This is a genomic window from Mucilaginibacter sabulilitoris, from assembly GCF_034262375.1.
Lineage (GTDB): Bacteria > Bacteroidota > Bacteroidia > Sphingobacteriales > Sphingobacteriaceae > Mucilaginibacter > Mucilaginibacter sabulilitoris.
The window spans coordinates 5,062,580-5,081,570 of record NZ_CP139558.1 but is presented as its reverse complement, the minus strand read 5'-3'; the positions used below and the strand labels follow the sequence as shown (position 1 = coordinate 5,081,570).

The 18,991-nt window shown below is 43.0% G+C and carries 16 protein-coding genes; 9 read left to right on the top strand and 7 right to left on the bottom strand.

Annotated features, from left to right (window positions below; translation table 11 throughout):
- Positions 1-16: 16 nt before the first annotated feature.
- Positions 17-241 carry a CDGSH iron-sulfur domain-containing protein gene (locus tag SNE25_RS21900; protein ID WP_321561142.1) on the bottom strand — a complete coding sequence of 75 codons (225 nt, stop codon included), beginning with the start codon at positions 239-241 and terminating at the stop codon, positions 17-19.
- Between the two features lie 143 nt (positions 242-384).
- On the opposite strand from SNE25_RS21900, the gene SNE25_RS21895 reads away from it, so the two are divergent.
- Positions 385-2,370 (top strand): glycoside hydrolase family 97 protein, encoded by a 1,986-nt coding sequence (locus SNE25_RS21895; RefSeq protein ID WP_321561141.1) that lies wholly within the window; start codon positions 385-387, stop codon positions 2,368-2,370.
- On the opposite strand, the gene SNE25_RS21890 is transcribed toward SNE25_RS21895, so the two are convergent.
- Positions 2,363-2,590, bottom strand: a complete 228-nt coding sequence (locus tag SNE25_RS21890) for a hypothetical protein (protein WP_321561140.1) — start codon at positions 2,588-2,590, stop codon at positions 2,363-2,365. The two genes, SNE25_RS21895 and SNE25_RS21890, sit on opposite strands and share 8 nt — an antisense overlap.
- Before the next feature lie 163 nt (positions 2,591-2,753).
- On the opposite strand from SNE25_RS21890, the gene SNE25_RS21885 reads away from it, so the two are divergent.
- From SNE25_RS21885 to SNE25_RS21870, 4 genes are all read left to right on the top strand, one after another.
- Entirely contained in the window at positions 2,754-3,785 is a 1,032-nt protein-coding gene (locus SNE25_RS21885) for an aldo/keto reductase (RefSeq protein WP_321561139.1), read from the top strand.
- Positions 3,786-3,890: 105 nt separating this feature from the next.
- Entirely contained in the window at positions 3,891-4,244 is a 354-nt protein-coding gene (locus SNE25_RS21880) for an MmcQ/YjbR family DNA-binding protein (RefSeq protein WP_321561138.1), read from the top strand.
- A gap of 122 nt (positions 4,245-4,366) precedes the next feature.
- Entirely contained in the window at positions 4,367-5,695 is a 1,329-nt protein-coding gene (locus tag SNE25_RS21875; RefSeq protein ID WP_321561137.1) for a Gfo/Idh/MocA family protein, read from the top strand.
- Between the two features lie 142 nt (positions 5,696-5,837).
- The gene (locus SNE25_RS21870) at positions 5,838-7,205 is read left to right on the top strand and encodes a 3-keto-disaccharide hydrolase (RefSeq protein WP_321561136.1); all 1,368 of its coding nucleotides are present in this window, start codon (positions 5,838-5,840) and stop codon (positions 7,203-7,205) included.
- A 113-nt stretch (positions 7,206-7,318) separates the two neighbouring features.
- Here SNE25_RS21870 and SNE25_RS21865 read toward each other — a convergent pair whose 3' ends face one another.
- On the bottom strand, positions 7,319-8,347 hold the full coding sequence (locus tag SNE25_RS21865; RefSeq protein WP_321561135.1) for a GntR family transcriptional regulator: 1,029 nt from the start codon (positions 8,345-8,347) through the stop codon (positions 7,319-7,321).
- Positions 8,348-8,514: 167 nt separating this feature from the next.
- Here SNE25_RS21865 and SNE25_RS21860 point away from each other — a divergent pair, with 167 nt between their 5' ends.
- The gene (locus SNE25_RS21860; RefSeq protein ID WP_321561134.1) at positions 8,515-10,173 is read left to right on the top strand and encodes an alpha-L-rhamnosidase-related protein; all 1,659 of its coding nucleotides are present in this window, start codon (positions 8,515-8,517) and stop codon (positions 10,171-10,173) included.
- Positions 10,174-10,398: 225 nt separating this feature from the next.
- On the opposite strand, the gene SNE25_RS21855 is transcribed toward SNE25_RS21860, so the two are convergent.
- The 3 genes from SNE25_RS21855 to SNE25_RS21845 all read right to left on the bottom strand — a co-directional run bounded on the left by SNE25_RS21855 (position 10,399) and on the right by SNE25_RS21845 (position 13,986).
- Positions 10,399-11,430, bottom strand: coding sequence for a cytochrome d ubiquinol oxidase subunit II (locus SNE25_RS21855; RefSeq protein WP_321561133.1), 1,032 nt, complete (start codon positions 11,428-11,430; stop codon positions 10,399-10,401).
- A gap of 11 nt (positions 11,431-11,441) precedes the next feature.
- Complete coding sequence (locus tag SNE25_RS21850; protein WP_321561132.1) at positions 11,442-12,749, bottom strand: cytochrome ubiquinol oxidase subunit I; 1,308 nt, start codon at positions 12,747-12,749, stop codon at positions 11,442-11,444.
- Between the two features lie 205 nt (positions 12,750-12,954).
- On the bottom strand, positions 12,955-13,986 hold the full coding sequence (locus tag SNE25_RS21845) for a LacI family DNA-binding transcriptional regulator (RefSeq protein WP_321561131.1): 1,032 nt from the start codon (positions 13,984-13,986) through the stop codon (positions 12,955-12,957).
- 130 nt (positions 13,987-14,116) lie between these two features.
- Between SNE25_RS21845 and SNE25_RS21840 the strand changes: the two genes are divergently transcribed.
- The 3 genes from SNE25_RS21840 to SNE25_RS21830 all read left to right on the top strand — a co-directional run bounded on the left by SNE25_RS21840 (position 14,117) and on the right by SNE25_RS21830 (position 18,760).
- Complete coding sequence (locus SNE25_RS21840) at positions 14,117-15,604, top strand: xylulokinase (protein WP_321561130.1); 1,488 nt, start codon at positions 14,117-14,119, stop codon at positions 15,602-15,604.
- A 75-nt stretch (positions 15,605-15,679) separates the two neighbouring features.
- Positions 15,680-17,008 (top strand): xylose isomerase, encoded by a 1,329-nt coding sequence (xylA, locus tag SNE25_RS21835; protein WP_321561129.1) that lies wholly within the window; start codon positions 15,680-15,682, stop codon positions 17,006-17,008.
- A gap of 45 nt (positions 17,009-17,053) precedes the next feature.
- Positions 17,054-18,760: a sodium/sugar symporter gene (locus SNE25_RS21830; RefSeq protein WP_321561128.1), complete on the top strand. Its 1,707-nt coding sequence runs from the start codon at positions 17,054-17,056 to the stop codon at positions 18,758-18,760.
- Here SNE25_RS21830 and SNE25_RS21825 read toward each other — a convergent pair.
- Positions 18,746-18,985 carry a hypothetical protein gene (locus tag SNE25_RS21825; RefSeq protein ID WP_321561127.1) on the bottom strand — a complete coding sequence of 80 codons (240 nt, stop codon included), beginning with the start codon at positions 18,983-18,985 and terminating at the stop codon, positions 18,746-18,748. The two genes, SNE25_RS21830 and SNE25_RS21825, sit on opposite strands and share 15 nt — an antisense overlap.
- Positions 18,986-18,991: the final 6 nt, after the last annotated feature.

Below are 18,991 nucleotides of genomic sequence, written 5' to 3'. Positions count from 1 at the left end.
GCGGATATGCTAAATGTTAAACTTTTTTAGGGGGCAAATCAAAGGCAATGGCGTTGTGCTCAAAATGCCCTTTATGCGAACCGTCGCAGAATGGCTTGTTAGCCGACATGCCGCAACGGCAAATAGATAGCACAGTTCTGCCCTGTAAACCATATTGATTGCCTTGCGCATCTACAATTTCAAAATCGCCTTCAATTTTTACAGAACCGTTGTTATTAATAGTAAGTTTAGTTTTCTCCATTTGATAATATTTTGCGCAAAGTTAACCAAAGACGGCATCCGAGGAGGAGCTATTTCTAATTTAGACCTGTTCCTGATTATGGTATTATTTTATAATTTTAAGCATTCCGACCTCGCCAACCAATACCGCCATTACCTATAATTATGAATAAAGTATTATTATCATTACTCGTTTTAATTATACCCATAAAATGTTTTTGCACGGATGTACCGGTTCTGTATTCGCCCGATAAAAAAGTAAGGGTCGAGATCAGCACCAGTAATAATTTGTCATATTCAGTGTTTGTTGATGATAAGCCTGTTGTTTTACCCTCGGTAATTGATCTTGAACTTTCAGCAGGTTTAAAACTAAGCACCGGCCTTAAAATATCATCCGTAAAAAGCCATACAGTAAATACGGTTATAACCGCTGCTGTTCCAGATAAAAGAAAGCTGATACCCGATGTTTATAATGAACTAAGCATAACTTTCAAAAATAAGTTCGGTGTAATATTCAGGTTATACAACGATGGCTTTGCGTATCGTATCAGCACACAATTTAAAAACGATATCACGGTAAAGAATGAAACTGCACAATTTAACTTTCCGCAAGGCAGCCATGCCTGGACGCCGATAATACACAAGCGCCCCGGGCAGGATATTTATCATACCAGTTTTGAAGAATTGTACCCTTACAAGCAACTTGATAGTTTGACTGATACGGTTTACATGTATTCGCCGGTGCTGGTTGAACTTAACGGCGGCATCAAAGCGGGGGTAACCGAATCTGATCTGGACGATTACCCGGGCATGTTTTTAAGGGGTACAGGAAAATCGTCATTACAAGCAACTTATGCTGCTTACCCACTGGAAGAAAGAGTTGAGCCCGGCGATTTTCCGCAGCGGGTGGTAAGCAGGCGTGCTAACTACATAGCCCAGACAAAAGGTACCCGCGTGTTTCCGTGGCGGGCGCTGCTTATTTCGAGAGTGGACAAGGATTTGCCGGGAAACGATCTTGTTTATAAACTGGCCGAACCGTGCAAATTAAAAGATGCTTCCTGGATACATCCCGGTAAAAGTACCGAGGAGTGGATAATTGACATCAACCTGTTTAACGTTCCTTTTAAAACAGGTGTAAATACCGCTACGTATAAATATTATATAGATTTTGCCAAACGTTTCGGTTTCGACCGGATCATGATGGATGCCGGCTGGAGCGACGCCAACGACCTGTTCAAGATCAGCCCGAATATGAATATTGATTCCATTGCCGACTATGCGCGTTCAAAAGGGGTAAAAATAAGTATGTGGACGCTGGCCATGACACTCGACAAGCAGCTCGACAGTGCCTTAAAGCAATTTAACCGCTGGGGCGCCGATTTTATCATGACCGATTTTATTGACCGCGATGATCAGAAAACCGTTAATTTTTATAAACGAATTGCGCAGGCCTGTGCCGACGCGCATATCATGATTATGTTTCATGGGGCCTACCCACCCAAAGGGTTCAACCGTACATATCCCAACAACCTCACCCGCGAGGGTGTTTTAGGCAGCGAATATAATGCCTGGAGCAATAAGCCAACGCCTGGACATAATTTAACGCTACCCTTCACCCGCATGCTTGCCGGCCCTATGGATTATGAACCCGGGTTACTTGATAACGCCACTCATGCGCAGCATACACCCATAAAAGGCAAGGTAATGAGTGACGGTACACGGTGCCAGCAGCTGGCTATGTTTGTGGTTTATGATAGTCCGTTGCAAATGTTTTCGGGTAATCCGTCGCAGGGATTGCTTGAGCCGGAGTTTATGCAGCTGCTGGGCAGTATTCCAACCACCTGGGATAATACATTGATACTTGATGCAAAAGTTGCCGGGTATATTGTAACCGCCCGTAAAAAGGGTGATGACTGGTTTATAGCCGGAATGACCGGCGAAAATGCCCATGATGTGAATCTCCGGTTTGACTTTTTGGATGATACCAACTATGATGCTGTAATTTGTAAAGACGGCGTAAATGCAGATCGCTACGCGGCAGACTATATTATTACCAATCAGCTTATAACTAAAAATCAGCAAATACCTGTTCACATGGCTCCGGGAGGGGGATTTATGATCCGGCTTAAAAAGAAACAACCGGTTAATTAAACGATTGGCTAAAGGCTACAAGCACTTGTAAAAACACATGCCTGTCGAGCCCGAAAGAAGTAGGTTGTTCTGGCTTTACCGGAGCGCCGTTTTTATATTTCAGTGGGAACAATGCTATAAAGTCACGTATGGTGATCTCATACCTCAAAAAGGGATCGCGCCGGTGAATTTCTTCCAGCCGCATTTCAAAAAGTGATACACGTAACGGGTCTGCTATCATTGGTTCAAAATTAGCAATTAATTTCCTTTACAACGGGAGCGTGGCTTCTATAAATGACAAACTTATGATATGCTAAACCACATGTTAAAATCCATATGTTTTAGCTTTGTTATACATGGGTCGTAGTAGGCCATGTATAATCATTTACATCAAAAATACCACAATGGAATACAGACAGTTAGGAGCATCGGGGCTAAAAGTGCCGGTGTTAAGTTTTGGAACGGCCACTTTTGGGGGCGGCAACGAGTTTTTTAAAGCCTGGGGGAATACACAGGTTGATGAAGCCAGAAAGCTTATTAATTTATGCCTGGATGCCGGGGTCGACTTTTTCGATACAGCCAACGTTTATTCCCGCGGCTTGTCTGAAGAGATCCTGGGCCAGGCACTGGAAGGCTTACGCAACAGGGTGCTTATTTCATCGAAGGCAACTTTTACTATGGGCGATGGTTCTAATGATTATGGTTCATCGCGTTATCACCTTATTCAGCAATGCGAGGCCAGTTTGAAACGCTTAAATACCGATCATATTGATGTATATCACATGCACGGCTTTGACGGCACCACACCGGTTGAAGAAACCCTGCGCGCACTTGATGACCTGGTAACCAGCGGAAAGATCAGATATATTGCCTGTTCAAACTTTTCGGGCTGGCATTTAATGAAATCATTGTCGGCATCTGAACGATATGGCTGGAGCAGGTATATAGCTCATCAGGCATATTACTCATTATTAAACCGCGAATTTGAATGGGAGCTGATGCCTTTGGGTATCGATCAAAAGGTGGGCACCATAATTTGGAGTCCTTTGGCTTCGGGCCAGTTAAGCGGTAAGTTCAGAAGGGGCCAGCCAATTCCTGAAAATTCAAGAACGGTACAGGGGGGGAGCCATGGGCCGGCAACAAATTTTGATCACCTGTACAACATTGTTGACGCAATGGATGAGGTAGCCGAAGAAACGGGTAAATCGGTGGCACAGGTTGCAATAAACTGGTTGTTGCAAAGGCCAACCGTTGCCAACATCATAATAGGTGCCCGTAACGAAGAGCAATTAAAACAAAATCTGGATGCTGTTGGCTGGAATTTAACGACAGAACAGGTTAAAAAACTGGATGCCGCAAGTGAGGTTGATCCCATTTACCCATACTGGCACCAGCGTCAGAATATAAAACTGAACCCGTTGCCAATTAACTATTAGAAAATATTTTGAAACCGGGATTTTTAAATTTAAGAATAAGGTGTAGTTTTATATTGCCCCCCATTTGATTACAAAATCCCGGTTCAGATACTTTAAAGCTTAATTATGGCGACTGATATGTTTGCTTTTATGCAGTTTCTGCGCAGCACATTGTTACCATTGCCAGGCGTAACCGAAAAAATGCACGTTAATGATCCGGCTTTTTATGTGAACAAAAAGATAGTTGCCAACGTTAAACTAAAAGATCAACTGCTTGCTGTACACACACTTGAGCGCGATAAGTGGATGGCAGCTGATCCAGATACGTTTTTTATAACCAACCATTATCTCAATTATAAGTACATGCTGGTACGTCTTGAAACCGTATCGCCGGATGATCTGAAAACGCTTCTGATCACGGCGTGGTATTGCAGGGCAACCAAAAAGCTGATCGGTGAATACGAGAGGCTATTTAAGTAACAGTTAAATTACATTTGCTTATTAAAAAAATCATCTGTTTTTCTTCGATGCTTTATAAAACTTAACTAATTTGCCATACCTGCTCGCAGAACAACAGGACATCACCAATTAACAATTCAGATATGATTAGCCGTAGAAAGTTTATTCAAACAACTTCATTAGCGGGCACCTGTTTTCTGCTCACACCAGAAATATCCAAAGCCGGATTTTTTAGCGGGTCGCCAAACAACAAAGTAGTATTAGGTATGATGGGAACAAACAGCCGGGGGCTGTACCTTGCCCAACGTTTTGCCGGCATGCCTAATGTTGAAATTGGATATATATGCGATGTAGATTCCAAAGTGGTTGAAAATACAATAAACGAGATATTTAAAATAACGGGCAAAAAACCTAAGGGCATTACCGATATCCGGAAAATGCTTGAAATAAAGGAGATTGACGCTGTTGTTATAGCCGCTCCCGATCATTGGCATGCCCCCGCAACCATTATGGCTTGCCAGGCCGGGAAGCATGTGTATGTAGAAAAACCGGGCAGTCATAACCCCCATGAGGGCGAAATGGCCGTTGCCGCGTCAAAAAAATATAAGCGCCTTGTGCAAATGGGCATCCAGCGACGATCATTTGCCAATGTTCAAAACATGATAAAAGAGCTTCATAATGGCGTTATTGGCAGAACTTATTATGCTAAGGGCTGGTACACCAATCATCGCCAAACTATTGGTTATGGCAAGGAGGTGGCTGTGCCCGAAACCCTGAATTATGATTTATGGCAGGGGCCCGCGCCACGAATGGCGTATCGGGACAACCTCATTCATTATAACTGGCACTGGCTCTGGAACTGGGGTGCAGGGGAGGCTCTGAACAACGGAACCCATGAACTTGACGTAATGCGCTGGGGCTTGGGTGTTGACTTTCCGAACAAGGTCGTATCAACAGGCGGCCGTTTTCATTTTAATGATGACTGGCAAACCCCCGATACGCAAAATATCATGTATAATTTCCCGAATAATACCGCCGCACAATGGGAAAGCCGTAGCTGTAATGGATTTGAAATGGAGAAATTAGGTCGTGGAGTAATATTTTACGGAGATAAGGGCACTTTGGTTTATGATGGAGGGAACGGATACCAGGTTTATGATGGTGGCAACAAACCTGTTAAAAGCGTAAACGACAATACTAAAGTAGATGCTACCAATAAAGTAAGCCCAACCGAACTGCTCGATGAGCTTCATTTGAAAAATTTTATTGAGGCCATTAGGGGATCGGAACGTTTAAATTGTTCTATCGAAACCGGATTTAAATCGACATTATTGCCGCAGTTGGGCAACATATCGTATCGCGTAGACAGGGTGCTGCAAATCGATCCATCAAACGGCCATATTTTAAACGATGCTGATGCTGCCAAACTCTGGAGCCGGGAATATGAAAAGGGCTGGGAAGTGAAAGTGTAATAAAGTATCTGTCTTGTTACAGGTTTTTTTGTAAGTGTATTGCAATAAATAGCATATTGCGGTAAATATGCTTTATTGCCAATAAAGCCGGAGATTTTTAAACCAATTTTAATATCTACATAAAACAACATTAACACCACACATGAAGAAAATTGTATTCCCTGCCATAGTTCTGTTTGCTGCGGCTGCTTTATTACCTGCCAAAACCCATGCACAAAATGCCCTGTTTGACGGCAAAACCCTTAAAGGATGGAAACGTCTTGCCGGTACTGCCGATTATAAAGTAGAAGACGGGCAAATTGTAGGCACAACTGTATTAAATTCGGGCAACACGTTTTTGGTAACCGAAAAAGAGTATGGCGATTTTATATTAGAGCTCGATGCTAAAATAGAAAGTAACCTCAGTAATTCTGGCGTGCAAACCCGCAGTCACTATGACCCCGCAGGTCACGAAGGCAAAGGCAAGGTTTACGGCCGACAGTTTGAAATAGATCCTTCAGACCGTAAATGGGCCGGCGGTATTTATGATGAAGGCCGCCGCGATTGGCTTTATCCGCTTGATTTGAATGCCAAAGCAAAAGATGCTTTCAAAGTAGGGGTATTTAACCATATCCGGATTGAATGCATAGGCAATGAAATGAAAACCTGGGTTAATGGCGTTCCAGCTGCAGATGTGGTTGATACTATTGACCGTAAGGGATTTATAGCACTGCAGGTTCATGCGGTGAGCAAACAAGAGCAAGCCGGTAAAAAAGTATATTTTAAAAACTTTAACCTGCAAACCACTAATTTAAAGCCAAAACCATTTCCAAAAGATGTGTATGTGGTAAACCTGCAGCCAAACAGCATTACACCGGCCGAGAAAGCCGCCGGATGGAAATTGTTGTATGATGGTAAAACCAATACAGGCTGGCGCGGCGCAACGCTTAAAGCCTTCCCAACCAAAGGATGGGAATATACACAAGGCACCATGCATGTATTACCTTCGGCCGGTAAAGAAGAGTCTGGCGGTGGTGATATCGTCACTAACGATAATTATGCTGCTTTTGATCTTTCGTTTGAGTTTAAGCTCACTCCCGGAGCCAATAGCGGAGTAAAATACTTTGTAACCCTGAAAGAAATTACAGATGGTTCGGCCATTGGCCTGGAGTACCAGGTGCTTGACGACAAGCTGCACCCAGACGCCAAACTCGGCCGCGACGGCGACCGCACGCTGGCTTCGCTTTATGATTTAATTAAGGCAAATAAGCAAGAGCGCTTCGTACATCCAATAGGTTCATGGAATATAGGCAGGGTAGTAGTTTATCCTAATAATCACGTAGAGCATTACCTAAACGGCGTTAAAGTGTTGGAATATGATAGGGGCTCAAAAGCCTATCGCGACCTGGTTGCTATCAGTAAATACAAAGTCTGGAAAAACTTTGGCGAAGCACCACAAGGGCACCTGCTATTGCAGGATCATGGTAACGAGGCTTTCTTCAGAAATATAAAGGTTAGGAACCTGAAATAAAGAGCTAATAAATAATTGTCATTCTGAGCGGCAGCCAAGAATCTATTCTTTAAATATACAAAGTTCATTAATAGATCCTTCACTTCGTTCAGGATGACAATCTTTTTTAGGGCTTACAACGAACTCCTCAGCCTTACATGAAATGGCACTGCAAAATGCTCGGTGCAGTTGTTTAAGGCAAATTCGGCCGCTTTGCTGCCCATCAGCTTAAAGTCGGTTGATATGGTAGTGATGCCATCTAATATAATCTCCTTAAGCGCGGTTTCGTTATAAGATATTACACCCACATCCTTAGCTACTTTTAGGTCAGAGGCTATGATCTTTTTAATTAACTCCACAAGACCATCCTCCACCAAACTAATGTAAACTGTTTGCGGCTGAATTACTTCGGCAGCCAGGGAGTCAACCACCGCGTATTCAAAGGCATACTGCCTGCAAAAATTTAAAAACCCTTTTAATATTTCTTTAGAGTGGTAGGTTTTACCCGGGAATATCAATTTAATGGTATTATACTTACTTAATTTATCCAATAGCTTTTTTAAGGCTTCATACACGTCAAACGCGAAGTTTTCATAAATGGCGGCAAACTTGCCGTTCACGCCCGGCACCAGGTTGTCAAGCAGTATCAGCTTGTCTTTAGGGATGGTATTAAGGATTTCATGCGCTTTGGTTTCATTATCCAAAAAATGGGGGATGATGATATACTTGGCATAGTCGCTTTGCGAACTCTCGGCTATGATTTTTTTAAAAAAGTAAAAATCATTATTGTAGATGTAAAAATCTATAGTGGCCTGCTCACCTATAGTAGCCACAAAAGCATCATAAATGAGTTTTTTGTGTGCACTGAGCTTATTAAACAACAGGAATATTTTAAGCGGCTTTTGAAAATCGGTGTTCGAGATAAAGAAACCCTTGCCAGGCACCGAACTTACTATGCCTTTATCCTTTAATTCCTTGTAAACACGCTCAATGGTGTTGCGGGATGTATCCAGGGCAAAGCTCAGGTCGTTGATAGAAGGGAGCATATCATCCTTAACAATATCACCGCTTTCAATGGCCCTGATTATAGCATTTGATAACTGAAGGTACTTCGGGGTGATGGAGTATTCATCAATAGATAATATTTTAAGATAATTCTTCACACGCTACAATTGGAGTAATCACAAATGTAATATTACACAATTGTATTTATTACTTAAAAAGATAGTAGGGGATGGTTTCGGAAAATGTATATATTTATATTGTTTTAACCAATTATAAATCTTGGGTACAATTAGTTACCACCAATTAAACCTTAAACTATTCCCCTATGGTATTAAATTTACACACCCCAAAAATTGCCCTCTTATTGTTAACCTTCACCGCGCTAATCAGCAGTAGCGTAAAAGCCCAGGACCCTTATCAGGCTTACCGGCAGGACTGGCTAAAGAAAGCCGAAGAAAACAAACCCCGCTTAACCGAAATAGAAAAGCAACCGGTAAGCATGGTAAAGCTCGAAAAAGATCCCGCCGCGTTTCAGGGGTGGAAGGCTGTAAATACGGATAGCGTGAGTTCCTTCTACAGCAAATCATTTAAAACGCAGAGCGGCGCGGTAGCCGATTTTGGCGAACACCTTACCGGGTATTTTTCTTTTACTATCAAATCCCTGAAAGGAACGCCGGACGCACCCGTAAGAATAAAATTTACATTTGGCGAGGTGCCATCTGAATTGACGGTTCCCTTTGATCCATATAAGGGTACCATCAGCCGGGCCTGGCTGCAGGATGAAACCGTTACCGTTACCGAAATGCCTGCTACCATTACTATACCGCGCCGGCTGGCCTGTCGGTTCGTAAAAATGGAACTGCTCGGTGCTTCTCCTTATTTTGATTTTCAGATAGCAGATATTCAATTTAAGGCTACAACCGCAGTTGCATTTAAACCGCCGCTTTTAGGTCCTGCTACCTCGCCGCTTATTGCCGATATTGATCGTGTTGGCCTTACCACCTTAAAGGAATGTATGCAAACGGTATATGAGGATGGCCCGAAACGGGATCGCAGGCTTTGGATAGGCGACTTGTACCTTGAATCGCTGGCCAACTTGTATTCCTATCAAAACAATAACCTCACCAAGCGTTGCTTTTACCTGCTGGCAGGCCTTTCTGCTGATGACGGTATGTTGATATCTAACGTATTCGAAACACCGGAACCTCATGCTCAGGTGGGTAACAGGCTGCTTGATTATTGCTTTTTATTCAACGTTGCCCTAAAAGAGTATGTGGCAGCTACAGATGATAAACAAACAGGGCTTGACCTGTGGCCGGTAGCCAAAAAACAACTGGATATTGCCCGTAAATATGCCGGCAAGGATGGTATGATGGATTACGTAAAAGCCGGAAAGGAATGGTGGGTGTTTTTTGACTGGAAAGACGGCCTTGATAAACAGGCTTGCTTACAGGGTTTAACCATTTATACCCTGAACCAAACCTACGCACTGGCCAAAATGCTTGGTAAAGAAGATGAAGTATCTGACGTGCCTGCTTTAGCCCGGAAATTAAAGAACGCGGCATATAAAAACCTTTATGACAAAACATCAGGACTGTTTGTTAGCGGAACAAATAAGCAAATATCATACGGTGGCCAGGCCTGGATGATATTGAGTGGGGTAGCTTCTAAAACAGAAGCACAGGGCGCTTTGAAAGCACTTGCATCAGTAAAAGATGCGGTACGGCCCGGTGCACCTTACATGTATCACTATTATGTAGCCGCACTTATCGAAAGCGGGCTAAAAACCGAGGCCAAGGAAGCGGTAGAAAACTACTGGGGGGGAATGATAAAAAAAGGCGCTGATACCTTTTGGGAAGTTTATGATCCTAATGATGAGTTGAAATCGCCGTATAACTTTTACCCGGTAAATAGCTATTGCCACGCCTGGAGCTGCACCCCGGTATATTTTATCAGGAAATACCCGGAGATATTTCAACGATAAATCTTCTTAACCTCCCAGTGCCATTCTGAGCTCAGCGAAGAATCTTTTCTGTTACCAGCCTATCTGCGAAAAGATCCTTCGCTGAGCTCAGGATGACAATAAAAAGGAGCGTCATGCTAAGCCCGTCGAAGCATGGTGGGCGGCCTCTCCGCGCGATTCTTCGCTACGCTCGTGATGACAAGCCGATAAAAATTAGCGAAATCAACGCAATCCATTAATCAACGGTCAATGTTCATCCGCAACTTGTCCATTGTTTTTTTTCTTGAAACTGTAATATAAGTAGCCCAGGGCCGGCAGTATAAATAAGCTGCCAACCAGCAGGCCTATGCCCAGGTCATCAATAGTTTTTCCGGTGGCATGATCGGTAAGTAATGACATGGAGCTGCCATCCTTAAATATCACAAAACGGGGAAAACGGGTGTGCCCAACGGAAATCAGGATCATACTTACCTGGAAAGCTGCCAGCACCCTGATCCATTGTTTATTCTTGTTATCAGAGATGATGAACCATAATAAAATGAGCGATAGGGTAGCAGCAATTACGGCTATCAAACTTAAGGCGTTGCCAAATATCCAGTCGGCCAGGTGAACCTGCTCAAAATGCGATGCTAAAAACACCAGCGCGCCCAATATTACAGCCGCAATGTTCATGGCTTTTGCCTTTTTTATAAAACGCTTTACGTCATACACTTCCGGGCATTCCCCAATGAGGTAAATTGCGGCAAGGAAACCGCAAAGCGCTACCGTAAAGAGGCCCACAGAAACCGAGAACCAGTTGAGCCAGCTGAATATATAAGCCCCGGCGAAAGTTTTTGCAGTTGGGTCAATCTGGCCCGACAGCGCACTCCCGGCAATGATACCCAGGAACAAGGGGGTAACAAAGCTCGAATAAACAAACATGTGGTTATAAAAACCCTGCGTTTTTTCGTCCTTGATAGCATCATAATTTCTGAACGCGAAAGCTGTGCCACGGGCTATAATACCCAAAAGCATAATGAGTAAAGGGATATGCAGGTAAATGCACATCTCGCTGTAAATAACCGGGAAACCCACAAATAAAATTACCACGGTAATAATAAGCCACATGTGGTTGGCCTCCCATATAGGGCCAATAGCTTGGTAGCTGGTTTTTCGGGTTCGGTGTTTATTATCGGTTGATGTAAAAAGTTCAATGATACCCGCGCCAAAATCTGCACCGCCTAAAAGGAAGTACAACGTAATAGCAGCAAATAAAAAGAGGATAACTACGTATAACATAATTTTACGGGTTAACGGTCATACAATTCGGGCACCATTTGTATCTGTCGTTTCAGCAGGAAAATAACAAATATGCTCAGGGTGAAATAAATAAAGGTAAACAGGTAAAAGGAGTACTGTATACCTGGCATTGGCGTTACAGCCTCGCTGGTGCGCATAACGCCTTGTATTATCCAGGGCTGGCGGCCAACTTCGGTAACCGTCCACCCGGCTTCAAGGGCAATAAAACCTGCTGGGGTGGCCCATATAAACATCTTCAGGAACCAGCCCTTGTTAAACCAGCTTTTCTTTCGCCACAGTGCTATAAAGTATAATATCCCAATCAGCATCATCAGCACACCAAAGCCCACCATAATTTGAAAGGCATAGTGGGTAACTGCTACCGGTGGCTGGTCTTTAAAGGGTATCTTATCTAACCCATTAACTTCTTGTTTAAAGTTATCATGCACCAGGAAACTTAAAAGGCCGGGTATCTCAATACCATAATTTACTTTTTTAGCCACAGTATCTGGTATGCCGCCGATAAGTAACGGGGCATAAGTTTGGGTATGAAAATAAGCTTCCATAGCAGCTAACTTGGCAGGCTGCCTTTTGGCCGCTCCCTTGGCAGAGATATCGCCGCTTAAAGGTTGCAAAATCGCTGCCGCTGCTCCAAATATAATGGCGATCTTGAATGCCTTACTGTGAAAGTGAACGTTCCGTTTGCGGTAGATCATCAGCGCATGAATGCCAGCCACCGCGAAACCTGTAGCCGAGAACGCGGCAATGGTCATGTGCAGCGATTCGGAAAACCAGGCCTCGTTAAGCATAGCTTTTACCGGGTCGATATTGAGGTATTTACCATTTACAAAATCAAAACCCGATGGGCTGTTCATCCATGCATTGGCCGATACCACTAAAATACCTGATGCTATACCACTCACACCTACCACAATGCCTGTAACCCAATGAAACCAGGTGTTAAGCCTGTTCCAGCCATACAGAAAAAAGCCCAGGGCAATAGCCTCAATAAAAAAGGCTACGCCTTCTAAAGAAAATGGCATCCCGAAAATAGGACCGGCGTGTTTCATAAAACCCGGCCAGAGTAAACCCAGTTCAAATGACAGCATAGTGCCCGAAACCGCGCCTGTGGCAAAAAATATAGCTACACCTTTACTCCAGGCTATGGTTATATTTTTATAAACCGGGTCTTTGGTTTTTATCCATTTATAATGCGATATGGCCATAAAAACAGGCATTACCATGCCAATACAGGAGTAGATGATATGAAAACCTAATGATAAGGCCATCTGCGACCTTGCTGCAATAAAATCATCCATATTTCTTGTAATTAATAATGGTTGAATTTAAGGCTTAATGTAACAAAAATGATAAGATTTACTAATTGATATTAAATATAAAATATACTTTTTAAGTGTAATGTGTTGTATTAGTGGATAAAATTTAGTAGGCCTCATCCAACCCTCTCCAAAGGAGAGGGCTTTGTTAGAAAGTCTCCCCCAAGGGGGAAATTTGGAGAGGTGTTCACTTATTCCGTTTTGTCGATCCTCTGATAATCAATTCCGGCTTAATACTGATGATCTTGGGCTTGGCGGTAGTGTCGGTATTACCGATCTCCTGAAAGAATAAATTAGCTATCGTATTACCCATATAAACGCTAAATTGATCAATAGTGGTAATTGACGGACTGGTGATTTCCGAAAAACTTTCATTGGCATAACCGCAAATGCCCAATTCTGAGGGTACCTTAATACCCATAGCATTAGCAACATCTAAAACGCCCAGGGCAGAAAAATCTGATGTAGAAGCAAATATGGCATCGGGAGGATTGGGCAGGCTCAGCAATTTACGTGTACCTTCGGCGCCGAGCTCCTTTGTCCAGGCATTTTCAACTATCAGTTCATCAATAACGGGTACGTTATACATTTTAAAGGCTTTTAAATAACCTTCCTTACGTTGTTTAAAAATATTCAGGTTTTGAGGGCCTTCCAGGAGGGCTATGCGTTTGTAACCGCCCTCAATTAAATGCGATACCGCCTCAAATGAGGCCTGCACATTATCATTAATTACTTTTAAGGTTTCCAGTTCTTCGGCAACACGGTCAAACTGAATGAGTTGTATGCCGTGATCAATTACATTTTGCAGGTGCTGATAGTCATAACTATCGGCCGATACAGATATCACAATACAATCCACATGCTGATTGATGAGCGTATTTACACATTGGATTTCCTTATCATGATCTTCGCCCGATTGACAAATAATGAGGTTATACCCTTTTTGATAGGTGGTTTCTTCAATGCCGGCAATCACGTTCGAAAAAAAGTTCTGGTTGATACGTGGTACAACCACACCAATGGTTTTTGATTGGCCCTTGCGCAGATTAGAGGCCAGTATATTACGTTTATAATTTAGCTCATCGGCAGTTTTGATGATGAGCTCCTTTGTTTTTTCATTTACCTGGCTGCTGTTATTGAGCGCCCTTGATACGGAAGAAGCGGTTATGCCCAGCTTATCAGCGATATCATAAATGGTGGTACGTTTTACTTTCTTCATTATAAAATGCAAGTTGGAAAAAATATTTTACGCAATCGATTGCAATTTCAAATATTTATTTAATTTCGTCTCGTTAAGTTACCAAAAAATAAACACATCTTAATATTCACGTACTAACCCCCAAAGAAATATGCTGTTATTAGGCATTGATATAGGTACCTCCTCAGTTAAAGTTAGCATTGTTGACGCAGCTACCCAGCAAATAGTAGCCTCGGCGCAATACCCCGATGAAGAATCGCCGATTAAAGCGCTACACCCCGGCTGGGCCGAGCAAACTCCGGATATGTGGTGGGAGCAGGCACAGCAGGCCCTGGCTCGTTGCCATGCAAAAAAAGTCTATAATTCCGCAGATATAGCCGCCATAGGCATAGCCTACCAGATGCACGGACTGGTTTTGGTTGATAAAGATCAAAACGTACTGCGTGATAGTATTATATGGTGCGATAGCCGTGCTGTTGAAATTGGCGATAAGGCCTTTGTTGCCATTGGTGAAGAAAATTGTCTGTCGCACCTGCTCAATTCGCCTGGTAACTTTACCGCCTCCAAGCTGGCCTGGGTTAAAGAGAACGAACCGGAGATTTACAGTAAGATTAGCAAGATCATGCTGCCCGGCGATTATATTGCCATGAAACTTACCGGCGAGATCACTACTTCGGTATCGGCCCTGTCAGAAGGCGTATTCTTTGATTTTAAAACAAACGGTATCTCCAAAGAGATCATTGATTACTTTGGTTTTGATGAAAGTTTGTTCCCTGTTATCAACCCGGTGTTTTCATCGCACGGAACCTTGTTGGCCTCAGTTGCCGAAAAACTTAATTTGAAACCCGGTATCCCGGTGGCTTATAAATCCGGCGATCAGCCCAATAACGCGTTGTCTTTAAATGTACTTAATCCTGGTGAGGTTGCTGCCACGGCGGGCACATCCGGCGTAATTTATGGTGTAAGTGATCAACTGGCTTATGATCAGCAATCGCGAATCAATACCTTCGCCCACGTTAACTATACCGAACAGCAAAAACGCCTTGGCGTGCTTCTATGTATTAATGGCACAGGTAGCCTGTATCGGTGGGCAAAATATAATTTTGGCGCAGGCTTAAGTTATACCCAAATGAATAATGAGGCTAAAAAAGCCCCGTTAGGGAGCGACGGTCTGCAGATATTACCTTTTGGTAATGGCGCGGAGCGCATGCTTAATAATAAACAGGTAGGCGCACATATTCAGAATATCGACCTGAACCTGCACACCCACGCACATATTTTCAGGGCAGTTCAAGAGGGGATAGCGAGCGCGTTCCGCTATGGATTGGATATTATGCGCAGCAATGGCATGAATCCAACAGTGATCCGTGCAGGCAAGAGTAACCTGTTCCTGAGCGAACTGTTTACCGAAACTTTTGTAAATGCTACAGGCGTACCGGTGGAGCTGTATAATAATGATGGCAGTGTAGGGGCGGCCCTTGGCGCCGGCATAGGTGCTGGGATATTCAAATCACCCGCCCAGGCTTTCAGCAATGCTAAAGCCATCCAATTAATTGAACCATCAACCCAGCAATTTGAACCAGTTTACCAGGAATGGAAGGAACTTTTACAAGAAAGGTTAAAAGAAGGTAAAGGGTGAAAGATAAAAGGAAAGCAATTCAATAACTCAATAAATCAGTAATTAAAATAATTCAATAACTCAATAATTAAAAATATGAGCATCATAACAGGAGAAAAGGAATTTTTCAAAGAAATAGGACAGGTTAAATATGAAGGACCGCAGTCGGACAATCCACTTGCTTTCAGGTGGTATGACGCGGACAGGGTAGTGGCTGGTAAAACAATGAAAGACCACTTGCGCTTTGCCTGCGCTTATTGGCACTCATTCTGCGGCAACGGAGCTGACCCATTTGGCGGGGCTACACATGTATTCCCATGGGATGAAAAGGCAGACGCTGTTGAGCGCGCTAAAGATAAAATGGACGCGGCTTTTGAGTTCATCACCAAAATGAACCTGCCATACTATTGTTTCCATGATGTGGATGTAGTTGATTATGGTAACGATGTAAACGAGAACGACAGACGTTTGCAAGCCCTGGTTGAGTATGCCAAACAAAAGCAAGCTGCCAGCGGTGTTAAGTTGCTTTGGGGTACGTCAAACCTGTTCAGCCATAAAAGATATATGAATGGCGCCTCTACCAATCCCGATTTTCATGTGCTGGCCCATGCAGGCGCACAAGTTAAAGCTGCTATTGACGCAACCATTGCATTAGGTGGCGAAAACTATGTTTTCTGGGGTGGCCGTGAAGGCTATATGAGTTTGCTTAACACCGATATGAAACGTGAACAGGAGCATTTTGCACGCTTTTTACACACTGCTAAAGATTATGCCCGTAAGCAAGGCTTTAAAGGTACATTCTTTATTGAGCCAAAACCATGCGAGCCAACCAAGCACCAATATGATTATGATGCAGCTACCGTACTGGGCTTTTTGCAGAAGTATGATCTGATGAACGATTTTAAACTGAACCTTGAAGTTAACCACGCCACGCTGGCTGGTCATACCTTCCAGCATGAGCTGCAGGTAGCTGCCGACTCAGGTTTATTAGGTTCGATAGATGCCAACCGTGGTGATGTACAGAACGGCTGGGATACTGACCAGTTTCCGAATGATATTAACGAGATCACCGAATCAATGCTGATTATATTGGAAGCAGGCGGTTTCCAGGGTGGTGGTATTAACTTTGATGCCAAGATCCGTCGTAACTCAACAGATCCGGCCGACTTATTCTACGCACACATTGGCGGTGTGGACGTTTTTGCCCGCGCTTTGGTAACTGCTGATAACATCCTTCAAAAATCAGAATACAAAAAAATACGCGCTGAGCGTTATGCGTCATTTGACTCGGGTTCAGGTAAAGATTTTGAAACAGGCAAGCTTTCGTTGGAAGATTTACGTAACTATGCAATTGCCAATGGCGAACCTAAAGCCATTAGCGGTAAGCAAGAATATTTAGAAAATTTGATAAATCGCTATATATAGTTTATAATTGTCAAACTAACATATTAAAACCAACAGAACCAAACAATGAATCTAAAAACCCTCTCGTATGGCGATTATGCTGTATTTTTGATCTACTTTGTATTAGTTGCCAGCTACGGTTGGTGGGTATATAAGCGAAAACATAACGCCGATGCCACCTCAAAAGATTACTTTTTGGCCGAAGGGTCATTAACCTGGTGGGCAATCGGGGCGTCACTTATCGCCTCCAATATATCGGCTGAACAATTTATCGGAACCAGCGGATCGGCATTCAAGATGGGTTTGGCCATATCTACTTACGAGTGGATGGCCGCGATTACGCTCATTATTGTGGCGGTATTTTTTATACCGGTGTATCTTAAAAACAAGATATTCACCATGCCGCAGTTTCTGCATCAGCGGTACAACGGCACGGTGGCCATGATCATGGCTATTTTCTGGCTGCTGTTGTACATTGTGGTTAACTTGATGTCTATCCTGTACCTTGGAGCATTGGCTATCAGCGGTATATCAGGTCTTGATATTCACTTATGTATATGGTTGCTGGCAATATTTGCGGTGATTATTACCCTGGGTGGTATGAAGGTTATCGGATACACCGATGTTATACAGGTTGCTGTGTTAATATTAGGTGGCTTGGTAGCTACCTATCTTGCACTTGACAAGCTGAGTACATTTACCAACACGCCTGGTATCATGAGCGGCTTTAAATCGATGTACAGCGAAGCCAATGATCATTTCCACATGATCTTTAAAAAGGATAATGCCAATTACATGGATTTGCCGGGCTTAACGGTTTTAATAGGTGGTATGTGGATCACCAATTTGAACTATTGGGGCTGTAACCAGTACATTACGCAAAGGGCGTTAGGTGCAAACCTTAAAACTGCCCGCGGCGGTATCTTATTTGCAGCTTTCCTAAAATTATTGATGCCTGTTATTGTGGTATTGCCTGGTATAGCAGCTTACGTACTTTACCAAAAAGGTATGTTCCATCAGGAAATGATGAGCTCAACCGGCGTAACAGACCCTAATAAGGCTTATCCTTCGTTATTAAACCTATTGCCTGGCGGCTTAAAAGGACTTTCATTTGCAGCTTTAACAGCAGCAATTGTTGCTTCCTTAGCTGGTAAAGCAAACAGTATTGCTACCATATTTACTTTAGATATTTACAAAAAAGCCATCAACCCGGAAGCTACCGATAAAAAACTGGTAAGCCTGGGTAAATGGAGTGTGGTAGTAGCCATGGTATTAGGTATCTTATTATCTGAAGTAATTGGTAACGCATTAATGGGCGAAGGTAAACAAGGGTTCCAATACATACAGGAGTATACCGGCTTTGTTTCGCCGGGTATTTTTGCCATGTTTATTTTGGGTTTCTTCTGGAAAAAAGCGACTTCAAACGCGGCTTTATTTGCTACAGTAGGTGGTTTTATCATGTCATGCTTCTTCAAACTATTGCCTCGTTTTGCCGATTTGAGCTTCCTTTCTCCTTATGGCTTTTCAAAATTGGCATTGCAGGACGATAAGGTAACCCAGCTTTACGAAATACCATTCCTTGACCGTATGGGCTTTGTATTTGTAATTTGTGTTGTAGGTATGTACATTATTTCAAAAATTGACGCTGCAAGAGGTGTTACCACCAATGGTTTAGAAATAGATGCAGCTATGTTTAAACCATCAAGAGCATTTACTGCCGGAGCGCTTATCGTTACTGGTATAGTAGTTGCGCTTTATTCAATTTTCTGGTAGCAGATATTTAAAAGCAAGTACATAAAAGGGCGATAGGTTATAAGATCTGTCGCCCTTTTTGTTTGGATAATGGTGGCCGTTTGCTAAAACGTTATATATGCTCACTTGGTAAATATTATAAAAGGTAGTTAACTTATTGCGCATGGCGTTTTCTGTCACCGGGCATTTCAGAATATCCGCAAACGTTTGCGTGGATTGTTTTTTAATATCCCTTCCAACTTGCATGAATGA

Excerpts from the sequence above, each read along its gene's own strand:
- SNE25_RS21900 (WP_321561142.1), bottom strand. The coding sequence starts at position 241 with ATGGAGAAAACTAAACTTACTATTAATAACAACGGTTCTGTAAAAATT.
- SNE25_RS21895 (WP_321561141.1), top strand. The coding sequence starts at position 385 with ATGAATAAAGTATTATTATCATTACTCGTTTTAATTATACCCATAAAA.
- SNE25_RS21890 (WP_321561140.1), bottom strand. The coding sequence starts at position 2,590 with ATGATAGCAGACCCGTTACGTGTATCACTTTTTGAAATGCGGCTGGAA.
- SNE25_RS21885 (WP_321561139.1), top strand. The coding sequence starts at position 2,754 with ATGGAATACAGACAGTTAGGAGCATCGGGGCTAAAAGTGCCGGTGTTA.
- SNE25_RS21880 (WP_321561138.1), top strand. The coding sequence starts at position 3,891 with ATGGCGACTGATATGTTTGCTTTTATGCAGTTTCTGCGCAGCACATTG.
- SNE25_RS21875 (WP_321561137.1), top strand. The coding sequence starts at position 4,367 with ATGATTAGCCGTAGAAAGTTTATTCAAACAACTTCATTAGCGGGCACC.
- SNE25_RS21870 (WP_321561136.1), top strand. The coding sequence starts at position 5,838 with ATGAAGAAAATTGTATTCCCTGCCATAGTTCTGTTTGCTGCGGCTGCT.
- SNE25_RS21860 (WP_321561134.1), top strand. The coding sequence starts at position 8,515 with ATGGTATTAAATTTACACACCCCAAAAATTGCCCTCTTATTGTTAACC.
- SNE25_RS21855 (WP_321561133.1), bottom strand. The coding sequence starts at position 11,430 with ATGTTATACGTAGTTATCCTCTTTTTATTTGCTGCTATTACGTTGTAC.
- SNE25_RS21850 (WP_321561132.1), bottom strand. The coding sequence starts at position 12,749 with ATGGATGATTTTATTGCAGCAAGGTCGCAGATGGCCTTATCATTAGGT.
- SNE25_RS21845 (WP_321561131.1), bottom strand. The coding sequence starts at position 13,986 with ATGAAGAAAGTAAAACGTACCACCATTTATGATATCGCTGATAAGCTG.
- SNE25_RS21840 (WP_321561130.1), top strand. The coding sequence starts at position 14,117 with ATGCTGTTATTAGGCATTGATATAGGTACCTCCTCAGTTAAAGTTAGC.
- xylA (WP_321561129.1), top strand. The coding sequence starts at position 15,680 with ATGAGCATCATAACAGGAGAAAAGGAATTTTTCAAAGAAATAGGACAG.
- SNE25_RS21830 (WP_321561128.1), top strand. The coding sequence starts at position 17,054 with ATGAATCTAAAAACCCTCTCGTATGGCGATTATGCTGTATTTTTGATC.
- SNE25_RS21825 (WP_321561127.1), bottom strand. The coding sequence starts at position 18,985 with ATGCAAGTTGGAAGGGATATTAAAAAACAATCCACGCAAACGTTTGCG.